This window comes from Streptomyces gamaensis, from assembly GCF_042656465.1.
Lineage (GTDB): Bacteria > Actinomycetota > Actinomycetes > Streptomycetales > Streptomycetaceae > Streptomyces > Streptomyces gamaensis.
Window position 1 is genome coordinate 281,809 of sequence record NZ_JBHSPB010000002.1, and the last position, 24,625, is coordinate 306,433.

Sequence of the window (24,625 nt, forward strand, 5' to 3'; positions counted from 1 at the left end):
CCTCACACCCCCTCCGCGCGCCGGAAGTACCCGGCGTAGTACTCCATCAGGTCGGCCACATGGCCCGGTACGTGCCCGCAGGCGCGGGCCGCCCGCGCCTGGTGCGCGAAGCGCAGCGCCAGCGACCGGCGGGCGACGTCCGGGCGGGGCACGCAGCAGGGCGCGGCCTCCAGCTCGAAGGGCGGCCCCGCTGTCCTGCCCCGCCGCCCCGAGTCCAGGGTGACCAGCACTTCGGCGAGCGGCCGCAGCATGCCGGTCATCACGTCGATCGACGCGTTCATCAGCTTCGAGCGGCGCAGGCTGGTGTCCGCGCCCTCCCCGAAGTGCTGGGCCATCAGCTGGAGCGACAGGTAGTAGGAGCGGTCGCACAGCCGGGCCACGGCCCGCGCCCCGGGGTCGGTGATCGCGTCCTTCGCGCCGTCCTCCCCGCGCAGCGTGGGGTTGCGCAGCACCGGGTAGGCGGGACTCCAGGGCAGCTGCCGCCCGTACGGGCCGGGAGCGTGCTCGGCCGTCAGCTGCTCGCCGATGCGCAGGAAGGTCCGGAAGTGCGACACCTCCGCGCCCTCGTCCCGCTCCGGGGCCTCGGGTGCGAGCCGGCCGCCCTCGCCCTGTTCGGTGATCAGGTCGACGGCGAACAGGGCGCTGGAGACGTCGTCGACCTCCAACTGGTAGTCCGGGTGGCGGGAGTTGACCGACTCCCGCAGGAACAGATGGTGCTCGCCGCCGCCGCGCCCCCGCTCCACGAGGAACAGCTCCGGCACCCGCTGGATGCCTTCGCGGATCCCCGCGTACAGCTCACTGGCCGACCTCCACACGAAGCTCTCGCCCCGGGTGTCCGCCGCCGGCCCTTCCTCGCCCTCCCGGCGCAGCGCGGGGACCAGTGCGGCCGGCTGCTCGATCGCGACGAAGCGCTGCACGCTGCCCGCGCTCAGCGGCTCCAGCGCGAAGTCCACGGGCACCGGCAGCTCGCCGCCGATCGCGGGGAAGTCGACGACAGGGACGCAGAACGCCTCCCCCATCGCCATGATGATGTTGTTCACCAGCAGGAAATGGACCATCTCCTCGCGGGCCACGGCCAGCAGCGCGCCCCGGATCCCGTCGTCGCGCCCCGCCCCGCCCCCGCCGCACGCCAGCGCCAACTGCCGCTCGGTCCACAGCCCTTGACGCACGTACGCGAGCCCCGCCCCGTACGTCGGCACCGAGAACGCCGCGTACAGGTACTGCAGCATCACGGCCAGCTCCAGCGCCGCCGCCTGCCGCAGCGCCGACCACAGCTGCGCCCGCGTGGTGATCACCGGATCCGTTACGGGCACGGCGGGCACCGGCAGCGGAGGGCGCACGCGGGCCTGGCAGTTGCGCAGATACGCCAGCAACAGCCGTGCCTTGGGCTCGGTCAGGTCGCGGGTGGACGGCATGTGGTACGTGCGGTCCCTGTTGCGCGGATCGCACATCTGCCAGATCAGCTCCGCGTACGTACGTACCTTGCAGCTGTCGGCGAGGCTGAAGACCTCCGAGCGCATGAACGACGACAACTGCTCGTAGGGGGCGAACACCTCACGGTGCAACAGCTCGAAGTCCACGTCCTGGCGGGGGACTTCGTCCAGGTGCCAGTCGTCGGGCAGCACCCGCGCGTGCAGCGTGCCCACCCCCGCCCAGTGGCCCAGCGCGTCGGCGTCGTCGTAGGCCGCCCACGCCGAACCCGGCGCGTCCTCGTCGACGGGCGGCACGTCCTGGGGGCCGGTGCCCAGCAGGACCCGGCAGCTGCCCGCCCGCCGGCCGCGCACGGTGAGTACCCCGTGGCCCGCCTCGTCGGTGCGCACCACGCACTCCTCGGCGTACCCGCCGTCCTGGCCCCGGACGTCCAGGACCACCGCGTCCCCGCACCGGGCCCCGGGCGCGCCCGCGCGGGGATCGGCGGGCAGGGCACGGGGGTTGGCGTACTGCCGCACGCGCACCGTCGCGCCCGCCGGGCGGCCGTGCACGTAGCTGCGCAGCGGCACCCGCACCGCGTGGTCGCGGCCGCGCGCCCGGTCGGGAGGGTGCACGAACAGCAGCGCCTCGTCGCTGTCGACGCGCACCTCCCGTTCGGTGAGCAGGGGCACCGGCCGCCCCTCGCGGCCGGCGGCGGTCAGGCACAGCGCCTCGTCCTCGGCCGCCTCGCACGCGCCCGGCGCGGCGGGCACGGTGACGATGCCCGAGGTGGCGTCCCCTGGGTACGCGCCGGACGGCAGCCGGGCCAGCAGCCGCCCCGAGCCGGCCGTCCGCAGCTCCAGGTCCCCCGCGTCCAGGGGCGGGCCCAGCCGGTGCAGCGGTCCGGGGCCGGGGTGCTCGGCGCGGTGCGTGAGAGGGACGGCGGTGACCAGGTTGAAGACGGCCGTGCCCTGGGCGAGACGAACGGTGAGGTGATGCAGCGGGGGACCGGCGGCCGGAACCTCCCCGTCGCCTCCCGCGCGGGCCGGGAGCCGCCTGCCGGTGGGGACCAGGAGCCGGCCCGCCGGGCAGGAGCGCGGCTCGTGGGCGTGCCAGGGCGCGACCGTGCCGCGCACGCGCCAGACGTCCGGGGCGTCCGGGACGCGCGGGGAGGCCATGTTGTCCAGCGCGAGCTGCACCACCAGACCGTCCGCCCCGCCGTCGACGGCCGCGCGCAACGCGCCGACGGCGGGGGAGAGTCCGGCGTCCGGCAGCCAGCGCCCCGCGCCCTTGTCCACCACGAACTGGTGCACCGCGCCGTAGCGCAGCTGCGGGGCCAGCACGTGCTCGCCCACGTCCAGGATCCGCCGGAAGTCCACCCAGCGGGGCGGGTGGCAGCCCTCGACGTCCCCCAGGAGCATGTACCCGCCGTCGTGCGAGCGGCCCGCCCGGCCCAGCCCGAACTGACCCACCATCAGCGCGGTCGTCCACCGCGAGGCCGGGTCCAGGTCGAAGACCCGGGCACGGTTGACGGTCGTGCGCAGATACGGGTTGTAGTGCCCCCACACGTCGACGGCCCGCCCCAGCACGGGGTCGCCCGCTGTGGCGCGGCCGTCGGGGCCCTCGGCGCATACGACGCGGGCGTCGAGCCGGAAGTGGCCGTTGCCGCCGAAGTTCCAGCCCTGGGCGAGGCTGAACGCGCCGTCGGGGCAAGGGAGTCCGTCCGCGCCGAAGCGCGGCCCCAGTTCGTACAGGTACGCGTGGTACTCGGACGCGGGGCGCTCCGGCGGGAAGGGGAGCCCGTCCCCGCCCAGCGCCCGCCCCGACGCCAGGTCGAAGCGCCCCGACCGCGGGCCCGTGGGCAGCCGGGTCGTGGCGGTTCCCGCGAAGTGCAGCCGGGGGAGGTCGAAGACGCTCACACGGCGGCTCCCCGGCGTCGCCGGACCGGGGGGTCGGGGGCGGCGCCCCCCATGCCGGCAAGGAGCGGGGAGCGGACCCGGCCCACCGCGGACGCCTCGCGCCGGCACCGGCCGGATATGGGCGCGCCGGGCCGCCCCCGCACCGTCGTCAGCGCGGGAACCGCCGCCCCCGGGTGCCCCGCAGACACCTCCCCGCCCGCGATCGCCTCCACCGCGGCCAGCGCCGACTCCACCGCCCCCTCGATCCACGCGGGACGTGCCGCGCAGTGCTCGCCCGCGAAGAACAGGGGGCCCACCGGCCGGGCCGCGCGGGCGCGTTCGCGTTCGCACGCGGCGGGGCTCTTGCCCCAGCGGGTCGCGCAGCCCGCGCTCCACGGCGCGGACCCCCACGCCTCGCTGACCGCCGCGAGCACCATGCCGGGACGGCGCAGCTCCGGGTGGAGCGCGCTCAGCTCCTCCAGTACCAGGGCGTGCCGTACGTGCGCGGGCAGCCGGCCGAGCCGCGCGGCCTCCTCGCCGATCGTGTAACTGGCCAGCAGCGCAGCCCCGCGCCGGGGATCGCCGTCCACGGGCGGGTAGTACGTCTGCCGGATGCCGCCGCCGGTGAACGACGCCCCGCCCCGGATACCGCCGTCCCACCAGAACGGCTCCCGGCAGTGGAAGGCCACCTTCGTCGCCGGGCAGTACTCGACCTCGTCGAGCACCGCGAGCTTGTCCGCGTCGAAGCCGGTCAGCCGTACCCCCCGCAGCGCGGGGAACGGCAGGGTGCACACGGCGAGTTCGGCACGGTGCAGCAGCGTGCGCGCCCCCGCCCGGATATGGACCAGCACCCCCTCGTCCCGTACGTGCAGGCCCGTCACCCGGTGGCCGCAGCGCACCGCGCCCCGCAGCCGGGACGCGAGCGCGGAGGTGAACAGGTCCATGCCGCCTTCCAGGCGGAGCAGGCCCGGACCGGTCTCGGTGAGGATGTCGTCGAGGAAGCCGCCCAGCCGGGCACTGCATCCGGCGCGCAGATCCGGGTGCGCGGAGAACAGCGCGTGCAGATCCACCCGCTCCCCGGCCGCTCCCCGTACGTACCGGGAGAGGTCGATGTGCTTGACGAGGTCGAGGAGTTGGCCGTGCAGGTCCTCGCGCAGCGCCGCCCGCATGTCGGGGGGCGCGATCGCGTCGACGACGGCCGCCAGCCACGCCGCGAAGGCCAGGGCGGGCTCGCTGTGCCGGCGGCCGGGCCCGAGCCGGGCGAGCTCCCGCCGGAAGTCCTCGCGCAGCGGCCGCGCCGCCTCATGGACGCGGACGAAGCCGCCGGTGGTCCGCACATAGGCGTTCTCCTCCGACAGCAGGGTGGCGAACTCCCGGAGCCGGCCCTCCAGCCGCAGCCGGCGGACGAAGCCGAGCGTGCGGTGGTGGTCGGAGGGGATGCGCATGGCCCCCAGCTCCACGGCCGGCGCCCCCGGGCCCGCCCCGAAGCGGTGGGTGCGCACCCGTCCCCCGACGCGGGTGCCGCTCTCCACCACCTCGACCCGGTAGCCGAACTGTTCCAGTTCGTACGCCGCGACGAGTCCGGCGACCCCGGCGCCGAGGACGATCACGCGGGGTCCGGTGGCGCGGACCGCCACGGGACGGGGGCCGGCCCGGGCTCTGGGGCGGGGGCCGGGGGCGCGGCCGGGAAGGCGGCCGGGTGCGGGCCGCTCGGACCCCGTCGGGGATGGTACGGACATGGGCGGTTCCCCCCGTTGATATGGATCGATAGGCGTCGATATGCATCAGTCGGTGTTTGGGAGCTTGACCGGCTTCATGGAGATTTCCTCTACCCCGGGCGGAACGGGGTGATGCTTCGGGAATCTTGTCAATTGGGCAATTGATGCGGGGAGTTCGGGGGCGGTGCGGTGTTATGCGTAGAGGAGGTACGCGTGTTGGGGGAGGGACGGACGGCGAAGGCGGCGCCCCGGTACCGGGACGCCGCCTTCGTGTGCGGTGGTGCGGTGGTCACGGCCCGGGGGCCGGAACCGTCCGCGTCAGCGTGTGCTCAGCTCCTCGGGCCAGCTGATGGTCTGCGTCTTCGTGCTCAGCGGACCACCGACCTTGTCCAGGAACTTGGTGAACGGCTTGCCGATCCAGTCCTCGTACGTCTTGCGGAAGATCGGCGGGTGCGTCAGCGAGTTGAAGTCGGTCGTGTTGGACAGCGTGATCTGGACCTTGACCTTCCCCGATTCGCGCGAGAGCACCTTGTACTTGTAGTTGTACGAGCCCATGAACACCGCGGCCGAACCGCCGTAGCGGCCGTTGGTCGCCCACTGCTGGATCCTGCCCGACAGCCCCATGGTGGCGGCGTCGGTGGCGTCCAGCAGCATGCGGCCGACGCCGTGGAAGTCCTCACTGCTGACCGAGTAGCCGCCCGCCTGGCAGTTGGCGGGGTTCTTCTTCTTGCAGCCGTTGACGATCTCGTCGACGATCTCCGAGCGGACCTTGTCCATGGAGTGGTCGCCAGCGATCTGCTTGGTGAACGGGTCGTCGGGCCCGAAGCTCTCGTCCCTGGTCCCCATGCCGAGGAAGAAGTTCATGAGGAGCTCCTTGGCGTACTTGCCGTTGCCCTCGCTCCCGCCGCCGCCGAGGAGCGCGTTGACCAGGCTCTGGTACTGCGCGCGTGCCGCGTCCGACAGCTGGGCCTGCGCGGCCCGCAGCTTCGCGTCGGCGATGCGCCGCTGCCGCTCCTCCTCGACCTTCTTCTCCACATAGGCCCGGTAGGCGTCCTCCTTGGCCGCCTGGGCGGCCGAGGCGTCCTTGCCGGCCGCCACGGCCGAGGCACGGGCCGACTCGGCGTAGGCGTAGGCCTCGTTGGCGGAGTTCTTCGCCATGGTCGCCGAGATCGAGGCGCGGGACGCCGAGTAGGCGGCCGCGTCCGCGTCCCGTTCGGCCTGCGCCGCCGCCTGGTCCGCGACCCGCGCGGACTTCTTGGCCGCCTCCGCGGACTCCGCGGCCTGCTGCGCGAAGGACTTGGCCTCCGCCGCGAACTTCTTGGCCTGGCCCGCGTAGTCGGCGGCGTCGGCGGCCGCCTTCTTGGCCACGTCGGCCGCGTGCGCGGCGTTGGCGGCGGCGACGGCCGCGTCCGCGGCGTTCCTCTGCGCGTCGGCCGCGGCCGACGCGGCCTCGGAGAGGTACTGCTGGACGACCGCGATGTGGGCGGTGGTCAGCTTGTCCTGGCGCGCGGCGGCGTACTGGCCGCTCTGGACGAACTCGTGCAGTGCCTCGGGCGTCGACTCCAGGGCGACCTTGGCGGCCGCCTGGGTCTCCGGACCCCCGCTGCTGATGAGCTGCGAGGCGCGGATGCGGTCGTCGGTCTCCTGGGCGGAGTACTGGCCCTCGTTGATGTACGCGCGCAGCTGCTCGTTCGACCCGCTCCGCAGGGCGTCACCGGCGGTCTGCTTGACGATCGGACCGCCGTTGGTGCCGATCTGGGTGACCCGCATGCGGTACGCGGTGAGCCCGGCCTCGTACTGGCCCGAGGCCAGGAACCCGGCGATCGCCTTGCTGTCGCCCGTCAGGGCCTTGCCGGCGGCTTCCCGGACGTCCGCCAGCTCACTGTCGACGGCGATCATCTGCACGGTCTCGCGCTGGTCCTGCTCGACGGCCTGCTGCCAGCCGGTACGGACGTACGCGACGACGTCGTCGTCACTGCCGGCGAGGGCGGTCCTGGCCGCCGCCTGCCCCCACGGACCGGTGACCCGCACGGCGGTGACGGCGAGCCTGCGGCCCTTGGCGGCCACCTCCTCGCGGTCGGTACCGGCCGCCGCCTCGGCGGCCAGGCGCGCGGTCTCGGCGCCCAGCTCCTTGCGCTGCTTCGCGTCGGCTTCCGCGTCCGCCTTGCGCTGGTCGTAGGCCAGCTTCTCGGCCTTGGCCAGCTGCATCCGGCCCGCGGTACGGGTGTTGAGCTCCTCGGCCTCGACCTTGCGCGCGTTCTCGAAGACCTTGTTCGCGGTCTTGACGGCGTTGGACGCCTCGTCCGCGGCCTGCTTGGCGGCCTTGGCGTGACCGTCGGACTCCTGGGCGGCCTTGGCCGAGTCCCCCGCGTACTTGGCCGCGCGGTCGGCGGCCTCGGCAGCCCTGCGGGCGTGGTCGGCGGCCCTCCCGGCGGCCTTGGCGGCGTCGTCGGCGTCGTCGGCGGCCTGGTAGGCCAGATCGCGGGCGGCGGTGGCGGCGCGGCGCGACTCCTTGGCGTTGGCGCGGGCGGTGTACGCCCACTGCCGGGCCTTGGCGGCCTCACGGTCGGCCTGGCCCGCGTATCCGGCGGCCTCGTCGGCCGCGTCGGCTGCCGTGTCGGCGTTGCTGCTGGCGCTGAGCGCGGCGTTCGCGGCGTCACCGGCGGCGCGCGCGGCCTTCTTCACCTCGACGGCCGCCTGCTCGGACTTCTCCGCGGCGCGGGCCGCGTCCCGGGCGTTCTCGGCGGCCTGGCGGGCGACCGCCGCGCCATTGGCGTCAGCTGCCGCGCCGGCGGCGGCGTTACGGGCCCGGGCGGCCGCCTGGGCGGCACCGGCTGCCGCGGCCGCTGCGTTGGCGGCGGCGTTGGCGGCCATACGGGCCGCGTAGTTGGCGGCGTTCGCCGCGCTGATGGCCTCCTGCGCGGCCTCGGCCGCGTCCTGGGCCGCGTTCGCCGCGCGCTGCGCGGCACCGGCCGCCTTGTAGGCCTCGTCGCCGGCCGCCTTGGTCTGCTCCTTGGCGTCGTTGGCCGCCTGCACGGCGTTCTGCGACGCCTTGATGGCCTTGTCGGAGGTCTCCTTGGCGGCCTCCGTCTGACGCTTGGCCTCCTGGCCCGCCCGCTCGGCCTGTTCGGCGAGCTGGGCGACGGTCGCGCGCTCCTGGTCGCGGGAACGGGCGATGTTCTGGCCGACGTTGAGGAACTCGCGGATGTCGTCGATCGAGCCGCTCAGGGCGACCTTCGCGGCTTCCTTGGTGGCCGGTCCGCCGGACATCAGGATCTGCGAGACCCGCATCCGGTCGTCGGTCTCCTGGGCCGAGTACCGGCCCTGGGTCAGGAACGTGCGGACGTCGTCGATCGACCCCTTGAGCGCGGTCCCGCCCTCCGTCTTGACGGTGGGTCCGGCCGAGTTGACGATCTGCGCGAGGAGGAGGCGCTGGTCGGTCTCCAGCGGCTCCTGCCAGCCCTCCTTGAGGAAGTTCTGCAACTGCGAAGGCTCACGCAGGGCTTCGAGGGCGGCCGCGCGCAGCGTCGGGCCCCCGAGGTTGCCGAGCTGCCCCGCGCTCATGCGGTCGTCGGTCAGCTCCGCGAAGTCCTTCTTGGCGTCCAGGAAGGTACGGATGTCGGCGTCGGTGCCCTGCAGGGCGGCCTCCGCCAGGGCCTTGGTGGTCGGACCGCCCTTGGTCCACAGCTCGACGACAAGGGCGCGGTCGCCCGGCGTCACCTCGTCGGTCCCCGCCGCCAGCGCGGGAGTCGCACCGGGCAGGCCGAGAACCAGGGGTACGGGAAGCAGGCTCAGGCACAGCAAACGTATGCCCACCACCAACCGTCCCCCGGTTCTGGTCAAGTGAAGGTTATGTCTCACTCTTCGGTTCTTTCCAGTCGGTTGTGCGGTGCCGGTTTCCGGCACGGTGAGCATAGCCATGACGATCACCGGGCCGAAGTGAGAACTTCTGGGAAATGTCCCATTTGTGATGGGGTGTTGGGGGGTGGGTGTGTCGCGTACACGACATATGCGTAACCCGCGGTAAGGCTTGAAGTTCCGGCAAGGCGGCGGTTGATTTCGGATCAAGATCCGGCAAAATTCGGGCAGATGATAAGTTGCCGCCCAACGTCTTTATTCGGCCATTACGCACGGCATTGCCGTCGTTGAACCCGTAAGGAACCTTTAGTGATACAGCGCGCACGCAGGGTGCTTTCCGTCGGCGTCGTCGGCGCGGTTTCGGCCGTTCTGAGCACCTCCGCGCTCGGTGTCGCGGTGGCGGCCCCCGCCGACGACACCCCGCCCCCGGCCGTGGAGACCTTCGACTACCCGGACGCGGCCAAGATCCTCAAGGAGCAGGGCATCGCGCTCCGCAAGGGCGACGGGCACGTCCTGCTCTCCGACTGCCGCAAGCCCAGCGACATTCAGCTCATGACGGCCTTCAAGCACCCGGGCCAGACCCAGCAGGGCATGTACTGCTTCAAGGTCACCGGCGCCGGCAAGACCGGCTGGCTGACCCTGGAGGTCCCGCAGGTCTACATGATCATGACCGGGGACCACTCCCTGGACGTGAAGCTCGACTCCAAGGCGGGCAGCCAGCAGGTCAAGGTCGGCAAGAACGCCTACCAGGGCGTCGGCATGGGCGTCGACCCCAACAACGACCCGACCACGCTGGTCGAGATCCGCGTCACCGGCTGACGCGCCGTCCGGCCCGCCACGCTCTGACCGACTGCCTGTACACGCGTTACTGACTGCCTGTAAAGGAACACAGATGCCTGCCATACGTCCGCGCGCGGCATGGGGGACCGTGGTCACCGCCACGGCCGTCGCCGCCGGACTCCTGACCGCCGCCCCGGCCAACGCCGTTGTCGGGGACAAGGTCAAGGACGGTTCGTACACGTTCACCGCGAAACTCGACATCGGCGGCGAGCGCGCCTGCACCGCCACCCTGGTCGAGCAGCAGTGGCTGCTCACCGCCGCGAGCTGCTTCGCCGACACCCCGGGAGCCAAACTCGCCCCGGGCGCGCCGAAGCTGAAGACCACGGCCACCGTCGGACGTACCGACCTCACACGCGGCGACCAGGGCGCGGTCGCGCAGGTCGTGGAGCTCGTCCCGAGCGAGGGTCGCGATCTGGTCATGGCGCGGCTGGACAAGCCGGTCCGGGGCGCGACCCCGGCCGCGCTGTCCTTCAACGCCCCGCTCCAGGGCGAGGACCTGCGGGTCACGGGCTTCGGCCGGACCAAGGACGAGTGGGTTCCCGACCGGCTCCAGCAGGCGCCGTTCACCGCCGGCACCGTGCAGAACGCCGTCTTCCGCCTCACCGGCAAGAACCCCGACGCGACCACCTGCAAGGGCGACAACGGCGGCCCGGTCTTCCGGGAGACCGCCGGCCGTGCCGAACTCGTCGGCGTCAACACCGGCTCGTGGCAGGGCGGTTGCCTGGGCGCCGACGAGAACGAGACCCGCAAGGACGTCGTCGCCACCCGCACCGACGACATCGCCGGCTGGGTGCAGTCCGTGGCCTCGCGCACCCTGCTGCCGCGCTCCAACTGGAAGGACGTCGCCTACATGACGTCCGGCCACTTCACCGGCAGCGGGCCCACGGGCAAGCGTGGCATGGACCTCTTCGTCGTCTGGAGGGACGGCGAGGCCACCCTCTACCAGGGCTCCGACGGCAACGACCCCGACACCCCCTTCTCCGCCGAGTACCAGATAGAGAAGCCGGGCAGTTACTTCAAGGACGCACGCGCCATCGCCGCCGGCGACTTCGCCGGCAGCGGCAGCGACGGCCTGACCGTGCGTTGGGTCAACGGCAAGGTCTCCACGTACCTGCACGTCGACCAGAACGGCGTGCACGACGAGAAGACCCTGCGCGAGGGCGGCGGCAGCAACCCGTACTGGAAGAACGCCCGCCTGATGACGGCCGGCAAGTTCACCGCCAACTCCCAGCGCGACGACCTGCTCGTGGTGTGGGAGAACGGCTCCACGTCGATGTACACCGACATCGGCACCAAGGGGCTCGACGGCTGGGTGCAGCTGACGGAGGCGGACAACGGCTGGAAGGACGCCCTGCAGATCAGCGCCGCCGACTTCAACGGCAAGGCCACCAACGACCTGATGGTGATCTGGAAGGACGGCCAGGTCCAGGTCATGCCCGGTGTCGACACCAAGGGCTACCACGGACGCACCACGCTGCGTGAGAAGGGCTCGGCGTTCAACAACGCCAAGGCGGTGACGGTCGGTTCCTTCACCGAGGGCGCGCACGGCAACGACATCCTCTTCGCCTGGAACAACGGCAACGTGGGCCTGTACGCGGGTGTCGACAGCAAGGGCGACCACGGCGGCAAAGAAATCGTGAAGGTCACCAACTGACGACAGTGGTCCTCGACCGCAGCACGACAGACAGGTGACAGGACCTGCCGGGGCACTTCCCCGGCAGGTCCTTGTTGTGTCCTCCATCATCAACTCACCGAAAGAGACTGACATGTTCGGCAGACGTACGCGTCTGAAGCGGGTCGCGGGCATTGCCGCGGCCGTGGTGCTCTCCGGGCTGCTGGCCGGGGCTCCGGCACAGGCGGCAGCGGGGGCTCCGACCGCGCAGGGCGGCGGAGGGATCTCGCTCGCCGGGCGGGACTGGAAGAACGTGGCGCACATGGTGTCGGCGAACTTCTCGGCAGACAGCTTCGGCGAACGTCCTGATCTGTTCGTGGTCTGGAAGGACGGCTCCGCCAGCCTCTTCGAGGGCGGGGGCCCCTCGGCGGCCGCTCCCTTCGTTGCCGAACACAAGATTGCCGAGGCGGGCAGCGTCTGGCAGTACGCGCGCGCCATCACCGGCGGCGTAGTGACTCACGTCGGCAAGTCGGGCTTCGGCTCCACCGGCCTCGTAGTCCGCTGGTCCGACGGGGAGCTGACCGAGTACCAGCAGCTCGACCACAAGGGCGTCCACGGTGAGAAGACCCTTGCCCCGGGAGGCGGCGACAACCCGGTCTTCAAGAAGGCCAGGCTCATGACGCTCGGTGGGTTCGTGGACGAGAGCAGCGACCTGAACAATGACCTGCTCGTCCTTTGGGAGGACGGTTCGACCTCGCTGTACCCGTACATCGACTACCAAGGCCTCAGCGGGCGGATCCAGCTGACCCAGGCCAACGACGCCTGGAAGAACGCCGCTCAGATCAGCTCGGGCAGGTTCTCCGGCAAGAAGACGGACGACCTGCTGATCCGCTGGAAGGACGGCGACACCAGCCTCTTCCCCGGTGTCGACGACAAGGGCTTCCACGGCCGCGTCAGGATCCAGCCGACCGGCTCCTCCTGGAAGAGCGCGCAAGCGCTCGTGACCGGGTTGTACGGCTCTTCCATGACCGACAGGTACAACAACGACATCCTCGTCAACTGGCCCGACGGCAGGCTCGTCCTCTACCCGCGCGTCGACGACAAGGGCATCCACGGCGAGGTCCAGCTCGCCGGCTGAGCCCCGCACCACCCGCACGGACGACTCCCTCAACTCTCCCAGGAAAAAACATGATTGACAGCCACTCACGAGCCAAGTGGGCCACCGCCCTCGTCGCCACCGCCGTCTCCGGCGGCCTGCTCACCGCCGCCCCCGCCCACGCGATATCCGGCGACCCCGTCAAGGACGGCGAATACGCCTTCACCGCGAAGGTCGACATCGAGGGCAAGGCCGGCTGCTCCGGCGCGCTCGTCGACACGCAGTGGGTGCTCACCGCCGCGAGCTGCTTCGCCGACGAGGCGGACAAGGGCGCCAAGCTCAGCATCGGCGCCCCCAAGAGCAAGACCACCGTCACCGTCGGCCGTACGGACCTCTCCGGCCAGGGCGGCACCGTCGTCGACGCCGTGATGCTCTTCCCGCACGAGCAGCGTGACGTGGTGATGCTCAAGCTCGCCGCCCCCGTCAAGGGCCCCAAGCCGCTGGGTCTGCGCTTCGGTTCGCCGGAGGGCCTGAAGGGGCTGCGGGCCACCGGCTACGGGCGTACCAAGGACGACGCGGCGGCCGGGCGCGTACGGACCGCCACCTTCGCCGCCGGAGCGGTGAAGGGCGACTCCTTCGAGCTGGTCGGCGAGAAGCCCGACGGCGCGGCAGTGTGCGAAGGCGACCTGGGCGGCCCGGTCTTCGAGCCCGTCGGCGGCCCGAAGGGCTTCACCGGCTACGACCTCGTCGGCATCAACGGACCTGCCCCGCAGGGTGGTTGCTCCAACGGCGGCGGTACCGCGATCCGCCTCGACGACATCGCCGACTGGATCCAGGGCGTCCACGCCTACAGCAACGTGCCCGCCGGCGCCGACTGGAAGGAGGCCAAGTACATCGCCTCCGGAAACTTCGTCAACAAGCCCGGCCACGACCGCATGGACCTGTTCGTGGTCTGGAAGAACGGCGCGGCCAGCCTCTACGAGGGCTCCTGGCACGACAAGGTCGGCTCCCCCTTCTGGAAGGAGCACAAGATCGCGGACGCGGGCAGCTACTGGACGCGCGCCGGCGCCGTGACCGCCGGCAACTTCACCGGCGAGGGCAGCGACGGCCTCGTCGTGCGCTGGACGACCGGCAAGGTCTCCGAGTACCGGCACCTGGACGAGAACGGCGTCCACGACGAGCGCACCCTGCGCGAGGGCGGCGGCGACAACCCCTTCTGGCAGCGGGCCCGTCTGATCACCGCCGGCAAGTTCACCGAGAACTCCCTGCGCGACGACCTGCTCGTGCTGTGGGACAACGGCTCCACCTCGATGTACACCGACATCGACTCCAAGGGGCTGAGCGGCTGGCAGCAGATGACGAACGCCGATGACGGATGGAAGAACGCCGTCGCGATCGGCGCGGGCTCGTTCTCCGGCAAGGCGACCGACGACCTGCTGATCGTCTGGGACGACGGCCAGGTGCAGACCTTCCCGGGCGTCACCCCGAACCCGAACGGCTACCCCGGCGGCCGCACCACGATCAAGGAGACGGGCTCGGGCTGGAAGAATGCCCAGGCCCTGACCGTCGGCAACTTCACCGCCGGCAAGAACCGCGTCAACGACATCCTCGTCAGCTGGAACAACGGCAACCTCGGCTACTTCCCGGGCGTCGACGCGAAGGGCACGCACGGCGGCTGCGAAATCCTCAAGGGCAACGGCGCGCCGCCCGCCTGCTGAGCCGAGCGCTCCGCCGGAAGTCCCACGCGTCTCCGAGCCCGCTCAGGCCGCCGAGTGCGAGCATCCCTATCGCGTCCGGGTACGCCCGAGAACGCCAATCTCCCCAGGAATCAGCATGTTTGACAGAAAAACGTGTGCCAAGTGGGCCGCCGCCCTCACCGCGGCCGCCTTCTCCGGCACGCTCCTCGCCGCCGGCCCGGCGCACGCCGTCGCCGGTGACCCGGACGAGGACGGACGCTACGCCTTCGCCGCGAAGATCGACGTCGCGGGCAAGCGGAGCTGCTCCGGCGGCCTCGTCGAGCGGCAGTGGGTCATCACTGCCGCAAGCTGCTTCGCCGACAACCCGGCGAAGAGCTTCAAGATCGCAGCCGGCGCGCCGCAGCAGAAGACCACGGTCACGGTCGGCCGTACGGACCTGCCGGACGGCAAGGGCGCCGTCGTCGAGGCCGCCGAACTCGTCCCGCACCCCGACCGCGACCTCGTCATGGTCCGGCTCGCGACCCCGGTCACGGGCGTCGCCCCCTTCCGCTGGGCCGACACCAGGCCGCCGCACCGGGGCGACGAGATGAAGGTCGTCGGCTACGGGCGCACCAAGGACGACGCGGCACCGGGGCGCCCGCACGCGGCCACCTTCGAGGTCACCTCGGCCAAGGGCGGCGACGTCTCCCTGGCCGCGCGGAAGCCCGACGGCGCGACGCTCTGCGAGGGCGACACCGGCGCCCCGCTCTTCGACACCACGGGCGTCGACGCGAGCGGCACCACGGGCTACGCGCTCCTGGCCGTCAACGGCTACTCGACGGAGGCCGCCGGCTGCGCCGGTGCCTCCTCGTCGGCCTCCCGCAAGGGAATCGTCGCCACGCGCATCGACGCCGGCATCGACCAGTGGATCCAGAAGACCTACGCCGGCACCGTCATGGACCGCAGGGACTGGAAGGAGGCCAAGTTCACCACCTCCGGCTACTTCATGGGTGCCCCGGGCCAGACCCGCACGGACACCTTCGTGGTCTGGAAGGACGGCTCCGCGAGCCTCTTCGAGGGCTCCTCCTACAACAGCACCAAGCCGTTCGTCGCCGAGCACAGGATCGCCGAAGCGGGCAGCCAGTGGCAGTACGCCAAGGCCGTCACCAGCGGAAAGCTCGCCTACGCCGACTGGGTCGACGGCCGTTACGGCCTCGTCGTCCGCTGGTCCGACGGTGAACTCACCGAGTACGGCCGTGTGGACGCGAGCGGCGTCCACGAGGAGAAGACGCTCAAGGAGGGCGGCGGTGACAACCCCTTCCTGAAGAAGGCCCGTCTGATGACCCTCGGCCGCTACACCGACAACGCCCTCTCCGACGACCTGCTGATCCTGTGGGAGGACGGCTCCACGTCGATGTTCACCGACATCGACAGCAAGGGCCTGGGCGCCCCCGTGCCGCTGTCCAAGGCCAACCCGAAGTGGAACGACGCTGCGGAGATCGTCGGCGGCGACTTCTTCGGCAAGGAGACCTCGGACCTCCTCATCCGCTGGTACGACGGCGGCGTGAGCGTCTTCTCGGGTGCCAAGCCGGGTGGTTTCAGCGCGCGCACGGAGCTCAAGGGCACGGGCTCCGCGTGGAAGAACGCGCAGGCGATGACGGTGGGCGTCTTCGCCGACAGCGCCGACCGCCGCCGCAACGACCTGCTGATCAGCTGGAACAACGGCAACGTGGGCCTGTACCCGCGCGTCGAGGCGCCCGACCCGAGCGGCTTCGAGGTCGTGAAGGTGGCATAACCCCGACCGCCGCGCCCCGCCGGCGATTCCGTACGTACCGTCCCTGGCCGGCCCATACCCCACGCCCCTACTCCTGCGGCAGTACACCCAGGTCCGTCCGCAGGGACGAGGACGCGGCCGCCCGCAGGGGGCATGGTGGAGGTATGAACGGCACAGGGGGTGCACGGCCCGGCGCGGGCCCGGCGCGGCAGGGGGCGATATGAGCGCCCTCGCTCCGGCGGTGCTGCTCTGTCTGGTGTCCGCCCTCTGCTACGCGGGGGCGGCCATCGTGCAGGAGCGCATCGCGGCCACGCACGCCGGCGGGCTCTGGGCTGCGCTGCGCAGGCCCGCCTGGTGGGGAGCGGTGGTGCTGACCGGAGTCGGCGCGTCACTGCACGTGGTCGCGCTCGCGTGGGGGCCGCTCAGCCTGGTGCAGCCGATGGGCGCGCTGACGATCGTCTTCGCGCTGCCGATGGCCGCGCTGCTCGTGCGCCGCCCCGTCGGGGCCGTCGGCTGGCGGGGCGCGCTGCTCGCGACCGGCGGGCTGGCCGGGCTGCTGGCGCTCACCGGGCCGCCGCACCGCGAGGTGCTCGACAACGCCGAGCGGCCGGTGCTGGCCGCCACGGTGGTCGCCGCGACAGCCGTGATCGTGCTGGTGTCACGGCTCGTGCGCCGGCCCGTCGTGCGGGGCGTGGTCGTGGCGACCGCCGCCGGTATGGCCTTCGGGATGGCGTCGGTGTTCACCAAGGCGGCCGCGCAGGACTGGACTTCGCGCCAGACGGCCTCCCTGGTGCCGACCGCCGCCGCGACCCTGCTGCTCGCGGCCGCGGGCATGCTGCTGTCGCAGGCCTCGTACCGGGGCGCGGGGCTGGCCGCGCCGCTGGCCACCCTGACCGTCGTCAACCCGGCCGTGGCCGCGGCCGTGGGCATCGCCGTCCTCGGCGAGGACTTCCGCTACGGGCCGGCGGGCGGGACACTCGCCGTGCTGTGCGGGCTGGTGGCCGCCTACGGTGTGGTCGTCCTGACCTTCCGGGACGGCGGGCGCAGAGCGGGACTGGTGGTGGGGGAGGGGCGCGGGCGCGATGCCGGTGAAGTCCACGGGGCGGCGGGTGGTGCCGAGCGCGCCGTTCCGGGTATGCCCCAGGGGGCCGAAGGGCGCGGCAGCCCGCCCGTGACCCCTCGTGATGCCGCGTAACCGCACGTAAGTCGAACGTGACCCCGCGTGGAATTCGCGTGACCCCGTGAACCGTTCCTAGGAGGATTGGCCGATGCCGGCCAACACGCCCTCTCCCAGACGTAACGGTCTGGTGCCCCGCGAACGGTCTTCGGGGGCGCAGGAGCCGGGATCCCGCTCGGGCTGCTCGCGTCTTCTCCGCTCGCTGCGGTGCGCGGCATCCTCGTAGTTCCGGTTGTTCCTGCCTGCCGTGGCCATGGGCTCAAGCCCGCGGGGCAGCTCTCTCGGCGCGATCTCTCTGGTCACGCCCAGTCACACCTACGCGATAGCAGCCGGAGCCCGGATCCACGATCGAGGCCGACCCTAGTGCATGATCCCGCCCATCCGCATCACCCACACGGGCGGGCGCCGACCGACAATGGCCAACGCTCTGGCCAACTGCTGCTAACCGTAAAGACCGGTGACCGCTGCCCCCGGTCATGCGGTACAAGGGGGCATGGTCACCACTGAGCGTCCGGCCGGCGCGCCGGCCGCGCGCACCGCCGGCCCCGCCGCGCTCCGCCGCCCGCCGGTCCTCGCGGCGGTCGCCGTCGGCTATGCCGTGCTGCAACTGTGCTATGCCGTCGCGCACATGGGGCTCGGCTGGGACGAGAGCGTCTACCTCTCCCAGGTCGACCCGCGCCATCCTGCCGCCTTCTTCAGCGCCCCGCGCTCGCGCGGCATCACCTTCCTCGTCGCGCCCGTCGTCGCGCTCACCCCGTCCACGCCCGTCCTGCGCGTGGTCCTCGCCCTGCTCTCGGCGGCCGCCCTGTACGCGGCGTACCGGGTGTGGGAGCCGCTCGTGGGCCGGGGGCGCCCCGCGCTCGCGGCCGCCCTGTTCGCGGGGCTGTGGGTGACGGTGCTCTACGGGCCGCAGGCGATGCCGAACCTGTGGCTCGCGCTCGCCGCGGTCGCCTCGGCCGGGTGGTTCCTGCGCGCGCACACCGGCGGGGCCACGGGGCGCGAACGGCGCAACGCCCTGCTCCGGCTGGCCGGTTCACTCGCCGCGGCCACCCTCTTCCGCGCCCCCGACGGCGTGTGGCTCGCCCTCCCCCTGCTCGGCGGCTGCGCGGCCGTACGGGCCTGGCGGCGCCCCGGCACCGTCGCGGCCGTCCTCGGCGGGCTCGCGCTCGGCGGGGCGCAGTGGGCCGTCGAGGCGTACGTGCGCTTCGGCGGCGTCGGAGCGCGGCTCGCGGTCTCCAGCGAGACCGAGGGCGGCATGGGCGAGCGCCTCGGCGCGGGGCTGAGCGCCGCCTACCGCAGTCTCGACGGGCCGCAGCTGTGCCGCCCCTGCCACATCGCCGCACCCCCGGTCGGCCACTCCCTGTGGTGGCTGCTGCTGCCCGCCCTGACCGCCGCCGCCTGCGCCCTGGCCGTACGCGAGGGCCGTCGCACGCCCGGCCGCGGCAGCCCCCGCGCGGCCCTCACCCTGCTGCCGGTGGCCTGTGCGCTCGCTCTGGCCGTGCCGTATCTGCTGCTGCTCGACTACTCCGCGCCCCGCTTCCTGCTGCCGGTCTACGCGCTCCTCGCGCTGCCCGTCGCCGGGCTCGCGCAGCGCGCGGCACGGGCCGTACGGGCGCTGCCGCGCGCCCCGTACCGCTTCGCCGTGGCGGGGGTGCTGTGCGCGGTGCTCGCCGCGCACCTCGCCGTGCAGCTGCGGGAGTTGCGGGTGAACACCGCCGACGCCCGTGACACCACGGTCCGTTACCGGCGCGCGGCCGACGCGCTCGCCCGGCTGGGGGTGGCGCCGCCGTGCGTGGTCACCGGGCCCCGGGCACAGCCCATCGCCTACGCGGCGGGCTGCGCCTCCGAGCAGACCATGGGCAACAACCGCTCGACCACCACCGACGCGCTGCTGCGCACCGCCTCCCGCGTTCCCCTCGCCGTGCTGCTCGACCCGGCCGACGCCTCCGTGCCCCCGTACGCCCGGACCTGGCACCGCCACCCGCTGCCCGGCACCGACTGGAGCGTGCTCCTCCCCCGGTAGCGGCCCCTCACGCCCTGCGGAGCAGCGCGGCCAGGGTGCCGTCCAGATCGAGGTGGGCGCCCTCGCAGCCCGCCGGCACCAGGGCGTACGAGCGGGCCAGGAAGCTGCGCAGCTCGGCGGTGTCGATCTGGACCATCGCCACCCCCTCGCGCGCGTGGAACTCCAGCACGGTGCGCTCCGGCCCGCACGGCCACACCTGGACGTCCCCCGCCCCCATGGGGGTGATCAGCCCGCGGGCCAGCAGCTCACGGGCGAAGGCCCACTGCACGTCCGCACCGTCCAGGGAGGCCGCCGGCGGGAAGGAGATCTGCACGGCGAAGGGGTCTGCGGGCTCGTAGCGCAGCTGGGCGGGAACGGCGCGGTCCTGCGGGGCCGACGCGATGAGCCGTGCCTGGACGGCGTGGTCGATGACAGTGGACAACGCGTGCTCCCTCGGTGTTGGTCGGTGTTCGGCCGGTGGGGGTCGGTGCTCATGGCCCGTCGCTCTGCTCAGCGGATGAGACGGCGGATCGCCCCCGGGAGTGCACACGAAAATGACGTGACCTGCGTCACGGTTGCCTTCGAAAGCGAAGACATTTGCCGTGTCGGGTTGCGAAGTTGAAGGAATGCGGTCAAGAGCGGACGGATATCCGAAGAGTGCCGCAGAGCGCCGCAGAGAGGCGGGGACCGCCACCGTCAGGAACGCACCGGGGCGTTCGCGTGCGCCCCCGGGCAACCCACCGGAAGCACCGCGAGAACTTCCCAGCCGCCGCCGGGAATCGGGCCCGCCGTCAGCGAACCGCCGATCGCGTCGGCCCGTTCGCTCAGGCTCACCAGCCCCAGCCCGCCGCTGTCCTCGGGCGACGGCGCGTGCCGCGCGCCGCGGCCGTCGTCGCGGACGGACACGAACAGCCGCTGCCCGGCGGCGCGCAGGGTGACGTGCACGGCGGAGGCGTCCGGGCTGTGCCTGCTCACGTTGGCCAGCGCCTCGGCGACGATCCGGTGCACGGAGGAGGCCAGTTCGGGCCGCAGGTCCGCGTCGAAGCACGGGTCGACGAAGAGCGTGACGTCACCGATGCGCGGATGCTCGTGGCGGAAGCGGTCGACCGACTCCCGTACCGCCGCCAGCCCCGGCAGCGGCTCGCGGGGCGCCTGGTCGTGCTGCAGGACACGCAGCAACTGCCGCGCCGAGGACAGCGCCTCGTCCCCCGCCACCTGGATCTCCCGCAGCAGCGCCGCCACCCGCTCGTCCCGCGCGAGCGGACCGGTGGCCTTGGCCAGGACCGTCATCGCGGCGACGTGATGGGCGACGAAATCGTGCAACTCGCCCGCCACCTCCAGGCGTTCCGCCTCGCGCGCGGCGGCCACCGCACGTTCCCGCTCGGCGTCGCGGTAGCGCAGACACAGCCCCAGGGCCGTGACCCCGGCCACCACGACGGCGTAGGCGACGACCGTGGTACCGGTCACCTCCGCGTCCCGTACGGGCACGGCCAGCACTCCCGCCGCCAGCGCCGTGCCCAGCGGCATCGCCACCCCGATCGGCGCGCGCCACGCGACGAGCGCCAGCAGCACCAGCAGGGCCGCGCTCTCCGTGACGCCCCACACCGGCAAGTGCTCCCCGGCGGCCAGCAGATAGCCGGTCGCCGACCACGACACCCCGACGGCGGCCGTCGCCCGCGCCTTCAACTGCGCCCACGGCAGCACGCACGCCGCGACCAGCAGCCCGGCGAGCCACACCACCAGATGCGCGTGCCCGCCCGACTGCCCCGGGTAGGCGGCGCCGCGGCTCAGCAGCCGGCCCTCGACCACCCACAACCCGCACAACACGGCCGTCAGCCAGACCGGTCCGCGCCGGAACCGGCGGGAGCGCCGGGCTCCGGCGGGAGACCCGGAGGGGGCGAAAGCCGTGGTCATCGGGGGCATGAGCCCACGCTAGAAGTCCGCGACGGGCCGCGGCTCGGCCGTACGTCCACTCTTGCACCGGCCAAAAGGATGAAACTTGGACTGTTCGGCTTTGGACAGGCGCGGCGCGCGGCAGCGCCGGGATCCTGATGGACGCCCACCGCACCACTCCGCTAGCTTCGCCGTTCATGAAACGGACGACGCGGACGACGCGGACGACGCGGACGACGCGGACGACGCGGACGGCGCGGACGGTACGGACGACCGGGAAGCGGGCGGCTGCCGGCAGGCCGGTCCTGCGCGGCATGGCCGCCGGGCTCAGTGCCACGGCGCTCGCGCTGACCGGGACGGCCCCGGCCCAGGCCGCGCCCCGGCCCGCCGAGCGGCACCACCCGGCCCACCGCTCCGTGCCCCACCCGGCCTGGAAGCCGCGCCCCAGCGGCACCGACGCCCGGCTGCGCGGGCTCGCGGCCGTCAGCCGCTCGACCGCCTGGGTCGCCGGCACCCACGGCACGGTCCTGCTCACCCGCGACGGGGGACGGCGCTGGCACGACGTCTCCCCGCCCGGCGCGGGCGCCCTGGAGTTCCGCGACATCGAGGCCTTCGACGAACGGCGCGCGATCGCCCTGGCCGCCGGCCCGGGCGAGGCCTCCCGGGTCTTCCGCACCGAGGACGGCGGCCGGCACTGGGCGGAGAGCTTCCGCAACCCCGACCCGCGCGCCTTCTACGACTGCCTGACCTTCTTCGACACCCGCCACGGCATCGCCCTCGGCGACCCGGTCGAGGGCCGCTTCCGCATCCTCGCCACCGACGACGCCGGCCGCAGCTGGCACCCGCTGCCCGGCACCGGCATGCCGCCCGCGCTGCCCGGCGAGGCGGCCTTCGCCGCGAGCGGCCAGTGCGTGGTGAGCACCGGCAGCCGCGACGCCTGGATCGCCACCGGCGGCGGCCCCGCCTCACGCGTCCTGCACTCGGCGGACCGGGGCCGCACCTGGACCGCCGCGACGACCCCCGTCCCCGCGGGCGCGCCCTCGCGCGGCGTCTTCGGGCTCGCCTTCCGCGACCGCACCCGCGGCCTCGCGGTGGGCGGCGACCACCGCGCCGGGCAGCCCTCGCCGCGTGCCGCCGCCGGCAGCCCGGACGCGGGCCGCACCTGGACCGCCGCCGAGCGGGCACCGGGCGGCTACCGCTCCGGCGTCGCCTGGCTCCCGCACAGCCGCGGCACCGCCCTAGCCGTCGGGCCCACCGGCTCCGACCTCACCACCGACGCCGGCCGCACCTGGCGCCCCTTCGACTCCGGCTCCTACGACACCGTCGACTGCGCCCCCGACCTCGGCTGCTGGGCCGCCGGCGAGCACGGGCGCGTCGCCCGGCTCAGCCGCTCGGGACGGTGAACGGGCGACGGGGCCTTCCCGGGAGGGCGGTTCCTCTCCAGGAGGGCAGTTCTCAGGAGGGCAGCTCCTCGCGGTACTCCTCCAGCGCGGGCGCCGTCTTCGTGGCGTAGAACTCCGTGACCGTGTACTCGCACACCCCCGCCACGCTGAAGGGGTCGCTGCGGACGATCTCCTCGATCTTCGCGCGCTCCTCGCCGACCGCGATGATGATCCCGCCGTCGCGCGGGTTCTTGCGGCCCGAGGCGATGAACACCCCGGAGGCGTAGTGCGCGTCGAGCCACTTGACGTGCTCCGGGAGGGCTGCGTCGATACGGTCGATGGGCGCGATGTAGGTCAGCTCCAGTACGAACATGATCACAAGGCTACGCCCCGGGCTCCCCGCGCGCCGGACCGGCGGCGCCCTCGCGTAACGTGACCACCGCCATGACCCAACCGCACCTCCAACTGCCGCCCGCCCGGCCCGCGAACGAGGCGGAGGCCCGCGCCGTGCAGGACGCGCTGCGCGACCGCGTCGTCCTCGACGAGCCGGGCCCCTCGCCCGCCGAGCCGCTCGTCGCGGTCGGCGTCGACGTCGCCTACGACGACGCGCGCGACGTCGTCGCGGCCGCGGCCGTCGCCCTCGACGCCGACTCGCTGACCGTCCTCGCCGAGGCCACCGCCGTCGGCCGGGTCGCCTTCCCCTACGTGCCCGGGCTGCTGGCCTTCCGTGAGATACCCACCGTCCTCGACGCCCTCGGCCGGCTGGCCGTCACCCCCGGTCTGGTCGTCTGCGACGGCTACGGAGTCGCCCACCCGCGCCGCTTCGGCCTCGCCAGCCACCTCGGGGTACTGACCGGGCTGCCGGTCGTCGGCGTCGCCAAGAACCCGTTCGCGTTCCGGTACGAGCCGCCCGGACCGCACCGGGGCGACAGCTCGCCGCTGCTGGACGGCACCGAGGAAGTGGGGCGCGCGCTGCGCACCCGCGACGGCGTCAAGCCCGTCTTCGTCTCCGTCGGCCACCGCGTGGGTCTGGAGACGGCGTGCGCGCAGGTACTGCGCCTGACCCGGGGCTACCGGCTGCCGGAGACGACGCGTGCGGCCGACACGCTGTGCCGGCGGGCGCTGAAGGACGCCTGACGCCTGTACGGACCGCGACGGCCGGCCGGGCCGCGCGGGAGTGACGGGAGCGAGGCGCGGGTAAGCAGCCACCGTCCGTGCCGGTCGACCGCGGCGAAGGAGCCCGCCCGTGACCCTGCCCGAGCAGCTGACCGGTGTCGTCCCTCCGCTGTGCACCCCGCTCACCGCCTCCGGCGAGGTCGACACCCGCTCCCTGGCCGCCCTCGTCGAGCACGTGGTGCGGGCCGGCGCCGGCGCCGTCTTCGCGCTCGGCTCCTCCGGGGAGGCCGCCTTCCTGACCGGCGAGCAGCGGCGGACCGTCCTTGAGGCCACGGTGGAGGCGGCGGCGGGCCGGGTGCCCGTGCTGGCCGGGGTCATCGACACGACCACGCCCCGCGTGCTCGAACACGCCCGCGCCGCCGCCGCGCTGGGCGCGGACGCCCTGGTGGCCACCGCCCCCTTCTACATGACCCCGCACCCGGCGGAGACCGCCGACCACTTCCGGCGGATCCGCGCCGCCGTGGACCTGCCGCTGCTCGCCTACGACATCCCGCCCGCCGTGCACGGCAGGCTCGCGCCCCAGACCGTGCTCGCGCTCGCCGGGGACGGCACCCTCGCCGGGCTGAAGGACTCCAGCGGTGACCTCGAAGGGCTGCGCCGGCTGCTCGTCGCCCTGCGCGATACGGGCCGGGACGCCGCGTTCTCCGTGCTCACCGGTTCCCAACTGGCCGTCGACGCGGCCCTGCTGGCCGGCGCGCAGGGCGTCGTGCCGGGCCTGGGCAACGTGGACCCGGCCGGCTATGTGCGGCTGTACGGGCACGCGCGCTCCGGCCGCTGGGAGGAGGCGGCCGCCGAACAGGACCGGCTGGCGCGCCTGTTCGCGATTCTGGAGGCCGGCGACCCGGCCGAGGCCGGCCCCACCGCCCGTGCCATCGGCGGCTTCAAGGCCGCCCTGCACCTGCTGGGCGTCATCGCCTCCCCGGCCACCGCCACCCCCCAACACCCCCTGTCCCAGGCGTCGGTGCGCGGGATCGAGCGCCTGCTGAAGCAGGCCGGACTGCTGTGACGCGGAGGGACAGCGGCTCGGCGCGGGGCTTGTGCAAACCCCGCCCCGTTCCTAGCATCTCGGCTGTTACAGCGCTACTGTCACGGTGATCGCGGGGTCCGCTCACC

Annotated in this window: 16 protein-coding genes; 10 read left to right on the top strand and 6 right to left on the bottom strand. The window is 73.2% G+C overall.

Annotated elements, in window-relative coordinates; genetic code table 11:
• Positions 1 to 2: 2 nt before the first annotated feature.
• From ACFP1Z_RS03935 to ACFP1Z_RS03945, 3 genes are all read right to left on the bottom strand, one after another.
• A complete protein-coding gene (locus ACFP1Z_RS03935) occupies positions 3 to 3,329 on the bottom strand; it encodes a ferritin-like domain-containing protein (RefSeq protein WP_390314421.1) in 3,327 nt (1,108 codons plus the stop codon).
• On the bottom strand, positions 3,326 to 5,047 hold the full coding sequence (locus tag ACFP1Z_RS03940; RefSeq protein ID WP_390314422.1) for a flavin monoamine oxidase family protein: 1,722 nt from the start codon (positions 5,045 to 5,047) through the stop codon (positions 3,326 to 3,328). Before ACFP1Z_RS03940 ends, ACFP1Z_RS03935 begins: the two co-directional genes overlap by 4 nt.
• Before the next feature lie 297 nt (positions 5,048 to 5,344).
• Positions 5,345 to 8,845, bottom strand: a complete 3,501-nt coding sequence (locus ACFP1Z_RS03945; protein WP_390314423.1) for an ALF repeat-containing protein — start codon at positions 8,843 to 8,845, stop codon at positions 5,345 to 5,347.
• Positions 8,846 to 9,193: 348 nt separating this feature from the next.
• Between ACFP1Z_RS03945 and ACFP1Z_RS03950 the strand changes: the two genes are divergently transcribed.
• The 7 genes from ACFP1Z_RS03950 (at position 9,194) to ACFP1Z_RS03980 (ending at position 19,082) form a co-directional block, all read left to right on the top strand.
• Positions 9,194 to 9,703 (top strand): hypothetical protein, encoded by a 510-nt coding sequence (locus tag ACFP1Z_RS03950; protein WP_390314424.1) that lies wholly within the window; start codon positions 9,194 to 9,196, stop codon positions 9,701 to 9,703.
• Positions 9,704 to 9,776: 73 nt separating this feature from the next.
• Positions 9,777 to 11,378: a S1 family peptidase gene (locus ACFP1Z_RS03955; protein ID WP_390314425.1), complete on the top strand. Its 1,602-nt coding sequence runs from the start codon at positions 9,777 to 9,779 to the stop codon at positions 11,376 to 11,378.
• Positions 11,379 to 11,490: 112 nt separating this feature from the next.
• Positions 11,491 to 12,474 carry a hypothetical protein gene (locus tag ACFP1Z_RS03960; RefSeq protein ID WP_390314426.1) on the top strand — a complete coding sequence of 328 codons (984 nt, stop codon included), beginning with the start codon at positions 11,491 to 11,493 and terminating at the stop codon, positions 12,472 to 12,474.
• A 50-nt stretch (positions 12,475 to 12,524) separates the two neighbouring features.
• The gene (locus ACFP1Z_RS03965; RefSeq protein WP_390314427.1) at positions 12,525 to 14,150 is read left to right on the top strand and encodes a S1 family peptidase; all 1,626 of its coding nucleotides are present in this window, start codon (positions 12,525 to 12,527) and stop codon (positions 14,148 to 14,150) included.
• Between the two features lie 115 nt (positions 14,151 to 14,265).
• The gene (locus ACFP1Z_RS03970) at positions 14,266 to 15,903 is read left to right on the top strand and encodes a trypsin-like serine protease (protein WP_390314428.1); all 1,638 of its coding nucleotides are present in this window, start codon (positions 14,266 to 14,268) and stop codon (positions 15,901 to 15,903) included.
• Positions 15,904 to 16,102: 199 nt separating this feature from the next.
• Positions 16,103 to 17,077: a DMT family transporter gene (locus ACFP1Z_RS03975; RefSeq protein WP_390314429.1), complete on the top strand. Its 975-nt coding sequence runs from the start codon at positions 16,103 to 16,105 to the stop codon at positions 17,075 to 17,077.
• Between the two features lie 475 nt (positions 17,078 to 17,552).
• Positions 17,553 to 19,082, top strand: a complete 1,530-nt coding sequence (locus tag ACFP1Z_RS03980; RefSeq protein WP_390314430.1) for a hypothetical protein — start codon at positions 17,553 to 17,555, stop codon at positions 19,080 to 19,082.
• Positions 19,083 to 19,089: 7 nt separating this feature from the next.
• Here the strand turns inward: ACFP1Z_RS03980 and ssgD are convergent, their stop codons facing one another.
• Complete coding sequence (gene ssgD, locus ACFP1Z_RS03985) at positions 19,090 to 19,503, bottom strand: spore wall synthesis regulator SsgD (protein ID WP_390314431.1); 414 nt, start codon at positions 19,501 to 19,503, stop codon at positions 19,090 to 19,092.
• Between the two features lie 254 nt (positions 19,504 to 19,757).
• Positions 19,758 to 20,984 (bottom strand): sensor histidine kinase, encoded by a 1,227-nt coding sequence (locus ACFP1Z_RS03990; protein WP_390314432.1) that lies wholly within the window; start codon positions 20,982 to 20,984, stop codon positions 19,758 to 19,760.
• Positions 20,985 to 21,268: 284 nt separating this feature from the next.
• Between ACFP1Z_RS03990 and ACFP1Z_RS03995 the strand changes: the two genes are divergently transcribed.
• Positions 21,269 to 22,357 (top strand): WD40/YVTN/BNR-like repeat-containing protein, encoded by a 1,089-nt coding sequence (locus tag ACFP1Z_RS03995; protein WP_390314626.1) that lies wholly within the window; start codon positions 21,269 to 21,271, stop codon positions 22,355 to 22,357.
• A 52-nt stretch (positions 22,358 to 22,409) separates the two neighbouring features.
• Here ACFP1Z_RS03995 and ACFP1Z_RS04000 read toward each other — a convergent pair whose 3' ends face one another.
• Positions 22,410 to 22,709, bottom strand: a complete 300-nt coding sequence (locus ACFP1Z_RS04000; protein ID WP_390314433.1) for a YciI family protein — start codon at positions 22,707 to 22,709, stop codon at positions 22,410 to 22,412.
• A 71-nt stretch (positions 22,710 to 22,780) separates the two neighbouring features.
• Between ACFP1Z_RS04000 and ACFP1Z_RS04005 the strand changes: the two genes are divergently transcribed.
• Together ACFP1Z_RS04005 and ACFP1Z_RS04010 are read left to right on the top strand one after the other, a co-directional pair.
• Positions 22,781 to 23,473 carry an endonuclease V gene (locus ACFP1Z_RS04005; protein ID WP_390314434.1) on the top strand — a complete coding sequence of 231 codons (693 nt, stop codon included), beginning with the start codon at positions 22,781 to 22,783 and terminating at the stop codon, positions 23,471 to 23,473.
• A 109-nt stretch (positions 23,474 to 23,582) separates the two neighbouring features.
• Positions 23,583 to 24,518 carry a dihydrodipicolinate synthase family protein gene (locus ACFP1Z_RS04010; RefSeq protein ID WP_390314435.1) on the top strand — a complete coding sequence of 312 codons (936 nt, stop codon included), beginning with the start codon at positions 23,583 to 23,585 and terminating at the stop codon, positions 24,516 to 24,518.
• Positions 24,519 to 24,625 lie beyond the last annotated feature (107 nt).

Coding starts and splice junctions, on each gene's coding strand:
- ACFP1Z_RS04000 (WP_390314433.1), bottom strand. CDS start 22,709: ATGTTCGTACTGGAGCTGACCTACATCGCGCCCATCGACCGTATCGAC.
- ACFP1Z_RS03990 (WP_390314432.1), bottom strand. CDS start 20,984: ATGCCCCCGATGACCACGGCTTTCGCCCCCTCCGGGTCTCCCGCCGGA.
- ACFP1Z_RS03995 (WP_390314626.1), top strand. CDS start 21,269: ATGGCCGCCGGGCTCAGTGCCACGGCGCTCGCGCTGACCGGGACGGCC.
- ACFP1Z_RS04005 (WP_390314434.1), top strand. CDS start 22,781: ATGACCCAACCGCACCTCCAACTGCCGCCCGCCCGGCCCGCGAACGAG.
- ACFP1Z_RS03975 (WP_390314429.1), top strand. CDS start 16,103: ATGAGCGCCCTCGCTCCGGCGGTGCTGCTCTGTCTGGTGTCCGCCCTC.
- ACFP1Z_RS03940 (WP_390314422.1), bottom strand. CDS start 5,047: ATGTCCGTACCATCCCCGACGGGGTCCGAGCGGCCCGCACCCGGCCGC.
- ACFP1Z_RS03965 (WP_390314427.1), top strand. CDS start 12,525: ATGATTGACAGCCACTCACGAGCCAAGTGGGCCACCGCCCTCGTCGCC.
- ACFP1Z_RS03960 (WP_390314426.1), top strand. CDS start 11,491: ATGTTCGGCAGACGTACGCGTCTGAAGCGGGTCGCGGGCATTGCCGCG.
- ACFP1Z_RS03970 (WP_390314428.1), top strand. CDS start 14,266: ATGTTTGACAGAAAAACGTGTGCCAAGTGGGCCGCCGCCCTCACCGCG.
- ACFP1Z_RS03955 (WP_390314425.1), top strand. CDS start 9,777: ATGCCTGCCATACGTCCGCGCGCGGCATGGGGGACCGTGGTCACCGCC.
- ACFP1Z_RS03980 (WP_390314430.1), top strand. CDS start 17,553: ATGGTCACCACTGAGCGTCCGGCCGGCGCGCCGGCCGCGCGCACCGCC.